Origin of the sequence: Streptomyces sp. (genome assembly GCF_031178505.1) — a bacterium.
In the GTDB taxonomy this organism is placed as follows: Bacteria; Actinomycetota; Actinomycetes; order Streptomycetales; family Streptomycetaceae; genus Streptomyces; species Streptomyces gulbargensis.
This window is the reverse complement of the sequence record NZ_JAPSIW010000667.1, coordinates 1-3,938: the sequence shown is the minus strand read 5'-3', so window position 1 is coordinate 3,938 and position 3,938 is coordinate 1. Positions and strand designations below refer to the sequence as shown.

The window sequence follows — 3,938 nt, the reverse complement described above, 5'->3', positions numbered from 1 at the left end:
AGGACGGCCCGGTGCTCGCCGTCGACAACCAGGCGGGCACGCCCTGGCACACGACCGTCGGAGTGCGCCGGCTGCGCGCGGACGGCACCGTCCTGGCGAAGGCCGGCATCCCGGTGGAGGTCGCGCCACGGTCGGTCGCCCGGCCGGTTCTCCCGACGGAGCTGCTGCCCGCGCCCGGGTCGGCCGAGGAGTTCCTCGTGGTCGACGCGGACGGCCTGCGCGCGGTGCACTTCCCCGTCACCGACCGGGAGTTCGCCTATCCGCCGGCCGACTACGGCCTCCGGCTGGAGACCGTGGCCGGCGCGGACGGTGACGCGGGGACCCGTGCCGGACAGGCCACACCCTTCGACGTGGTGGTGACGGCGCGGACCCTGGTGAGGGATCTCCTCCTGCAGGCCGACCGGCTCGGCGCCGGGGCGACGGCGGACCGGGGGCTGCTGACCCTGCTTCCCGGGGAGGAGGCCAGGATCCGGGTGAGCGGCTGCGGGGACGTCACCCTCGAGCAGGTCCGTGCGGCCCTGTTCTGCGTGGCCCCTCGGTGAGCGCTCCCGCTCCTCGCGTCACCATCAACGACGTGGCGGCCCGGGCCGGGGTGTCCAAGGGCGCCGTGTCGATGGCGTTCAACGACCGCCCGGGGGTCTCCCGGGCGACCCGGGAGCGGATCTTCCAGGTCGCCCGGGAGCTGGGATGGGCTCCGCACCAGTCGGCGCGGAGCCTCTCCGGCCGGCGGGCCGGCATCGTGGGCCTGGTGATCTGCCGGCCGGCCCGCCTGCTCGGACTCGAGCCCTTCTACATGGAGTTCGTCTCGGGGATCGAGAGCGTCCTGACGGAGCGGGCGCACGCGCTGCTGCTCCGGCTGGTCAGGGACCTCGGCGAGGAGGTCGCCGTGTACGAGGAGTGGTGGCGCGGCAGAACGATCGGGGGCGGGATCCTGGTGGACTTCCACCAGGAGGATCCCCGGATCCCCGCGCTGCGGGCGCTCGGGCTGCCCGCGGTCGCCGTCGGACATCCGTCGCTGACCGGGGGTTTTCCCTCGGTGTGGACGGACGACGCCACGGCGGCCGCGGACGCGGTGCGCTACCTGGCGGCGCTCGGCCACCGGCGGATCGCCCGGGTCGGGGGCCCCGCGGGGCTCGGGCACAGCGCGATCCGGGCGCGGGCCTTCGAGGCCACCATGGCGGAGCTGGGCCTCGACGGCCGCCGGCAGGTGGCGACGGGATTCGCGGGCGAGGAGGGGGCCCGGGCGACCCGCGGGCTGCTGATGGCACGGGACCGTCCGACCGCCATCGTGTACGACAACGACATCATGGCCGTGGCGGGCGCCGCCGTGGCCGCGGAGATGGGGCTCGCCGTGCCCGACGACGTGTCGCTGCTGGCCTGGGACGACTCGCAGCTGTGCCGGCTCACGCACCCGCCCCTGTCGGCCATGAGCCATGACGTGCACCGCTTCGGCCAGGAGGTCGCGCGGGCCCTCTTCGAGGTGATCGAGGGGACGCGGAGCGGGGCGCTCCAGGTGCCGACGCCGTCCCTGACCCCACGCGGATCCACGGGCCCGCCCCGGCCGGCGCGCGGTGTGTGAGCGGGAGGGGCCGTACCCCGGTCGGGGTACGGCCCCTCCCGTGCCGGGCGCTGCCGGGCCGAGCGGTCAGTTCCTGGCGCAGGCCACGCCGTTGAGGGTGAAGGTGGCGGGGACGCCGTTGCCGCCGGTGGACGAGGCGCTCAGGCCGAAGCTCACGCTGCCGCCGGGCGGGATGGTCTCGGTCCAGGGCTCGTGGGTGGCGGACACCTGGTTGCCGTTCTGGACGACCTTGGCGTTCCAGGCGGACTGGACCGTCTGGCCGCCGGGGAAGGCGAAGTCGAGCCGCCAGCCCCTGATGGCCTGGGTTCCGGTGTTGCGCACGGTGACGTCGGCGTTGAAGCCGGTTCCCCAGTCCTGGAGCCGGTAGGCGACGGCGCAGGTGCCGGTGGCGGGTCCGGGGGCGGTGGTGAGGGTGACGGCGGCGGAGCGGGGCGAGCGGTTGCCGGCGGCGTCGCGCGCGTACACGGCGAAGGTGTGGGTCGTCGAGGGCGTCAGACCGGTGAGCGTGGCGCCGGTCGCCGTGGTGCTGGTGACGGCGGTCTCCCTCGTGCCGTCGAGGCGGACGACGTCGTAGCCGGTGACGCCGGTGTCGTCGGTGGCGGCGGGCCAGGTCAGCCGGGCGCCGGTGGCGGTCACGTCGGACGCCGTGGGTGTGCCGGGGGCGGACGGCGGACGGGTGTCGGTACCCCCGGTGTCCCCGTAGACACTCGCCTCGCGGGAGGTCTGCCGGATGCCGTCGGCGCCGTGGAACAGGCGCTCTCCCCAGGGGGTGAGGCGGGCCGGGTCGAAGCCGGTGGCGAGGTCGAGGTACTCCACTCCCCCGCCGTTGCCGCTCCACGACCAGCCGAGGTAGCCGAGGCCGAGGTGCCGTGCGGCGGCCATGATGGCGTCCTCGTCGGGGTTGCCGTCCGAGTGGTCGTGGCCGAACTCGCCGACCACGACGGGGAGTCGGCGGGTGACGAAGCTGTTCAGGTAGGCCTGCACCTCGGCGGCCGTGTCGTACACGCCGTACATGTGGACGGAGAAGACCGTGTTGCGGTCGGGGTCGGCGGCGAACACCGCCGGCGCGTCGTCCCGCATGGTGTTCGACCAGTCCTGGCCCCAGTTGGGGGCGTCCACCATCAGCGTGTGGTCGAAGCCGGCGGCGCGCATGCGGGTGAGGGCGTTCTTGGTGTCCTCGGTCCAGGCGCTGTGCCCGGTGTTGCCGTGCGGTTCGTTGCCGAGGTTCACGATGACGTACTTCTCCTGGCCCTTGAGCGCGTCGGCGACCTCCAGCCAGTAGTCGACGGCCTCGGAGAGGGAGACGGCGCCGGCCTGTTCGCCGTAGCCGGTGGTGTCGTGGGCCTCCAGGACGCAGACGAGCCGGTTCGCCTTGCACCCGGCGACGACGTTCGCGACGTCGGCGGTGTCGTTCTTCGTCCAGCGGTCGCCGGTGCTGAGTACGACGCGGGCCGAGTTCGCGCCGAGCGCCTTGAGATCGCGGAGGGCCTTGGCCGTCGTGGCGGGATACCAGGTGTGGGCGTGGTTGACGCCCCGGAGGACGAAGTCGGTGCCGTTGGCGTCGAGGAGGCGGCCGTCCGAGACGTGGAAGCCGGGGGCGGGCGCCTCCGCCGTGCGGGCCGTGGCGGGGGTGGTGAGCGTCGTGGCGGCGACGGCGAGCAGTGCTCCCGCCGCGAGGGCCGATGTTCTCTTCATGTGGGGTGCTCCCAACTCGGTGGCTCGACCGCCCGGGACGTGCGCGCCGGGGCGTGGGCCTGCCGGACGTACGCGGGCCGGGGCGTGCGGGCCTGCCTGACATGGAGGGTGCGGTGCGGCCGGCCCCCTGGGACGGCGCGCCGATGGGCGCGGCGAGGGGAGCCGGAGGCTCCCACCGCCCGGTGTGGTGCTGCGGCTCTTTCACCGGGTGGCGGGAGAAAGGACGGCCGGCCAGGGTTCGCCTTCTCTCCTCGCGTGGGTGGCGGGGAGGACGCGCGGGGCCGGCGACCGATGACGAGGCTAGAGGGGGAAGGAGAGGAAAACAACAGCCGGAACATAACCGGTTAAGTGAGCATGTTCCTTTCCGCCGCGGGCTCGGCCGCCGGGCGGGGGAAGGGACCTTCGGGAGCCGTTTCCGCGGGAAGGGCCTCGCGGGGCGGACCGGCCGCTCCGGCGGCGGCCGCCGCTCCGATCAGCCCGGCGTCGAGGGCGAGTGCCGCCGGCGCGACCGTCAGGTCCCGGGTGAAGGCGAGGACGGCGTGGTCGGCGAGGTGGCGACGGAGCGGTCCGAAGAGCGTCTCACCGGACTGCGCCACGCCGCCGCCGATCACCACGAGGTCGAGCTCGACCAGGGCCGCCGTGGCCGCGATCGCGGCGGCCAGGG

At 74.5% G+C, this 3,938-nt stretch carries 3 protein-coding genes and 1 pseudogene; 2 read left to right on the top strand and 2 right to left on the bottom strand.

Going from position 1 to position 3,938, the window contains the following annotated elements; all coding sequences use genetic code 11:
- A pseudogene (locus tag RIF68_RS30140) lies at nucleotides 1-542 on the top strand (glycoside hydrolase family 2 protein); the annotation flags it as partial.
- On the top strand, nucleotides 539-1,579 hold the full coding sequence (locus RIF68_RS30135; protein ID WP_309054444.1) for a LacI family DNA-binding transcriptional regulator: 1,041 nt from the start codon (nucleotides 539-541) through the stop codon (nucleotides 1,577-1,579). The pseudogene RIF68_RS30140 and the gene RIF68_RS30135, both read left to right, overlap by 4 nt.
- A 66-nt stretch (nucleotides 1,580-1,645) precedes the next feature.
- Here RIF68_RS30135 and RIF68_RS30130 read toward each other — a convergent pair whose 3' ends face one another.
- On the bottom strand, nucleotides 1,646-3,274 hold the full coding sequence (locus RIF68_RS30130) for a cellulase family glycosylhydrolase (protein ID WP_309054443.1): 1,629 nt from the start codon (nucleotides 3,272-3,274) through the stop codon (nucleotides 1,646-1,648).
- Between the two features lie 344 nt (nucleotides 3,275-3,618).
- A partial coding sequence (locus tag RIF68_RS30125; RefSeq protein ID WP_309054442.1) for an ROK family protein occupies nucleotides 3,619-3,938 on the bottom strand: 320 nt, incomplete at its 5' end.

What these genes read in the sequence shown, in the direction of transcription:
- RIF68_RS30130 (WP_309054443.1), bottom strand. Translation starts at nt 3,274, where the DNA reads ATGAAGAGAACATCGGCCCTCGCGGCGGGAGCACTGCTCGCCGTCGCC.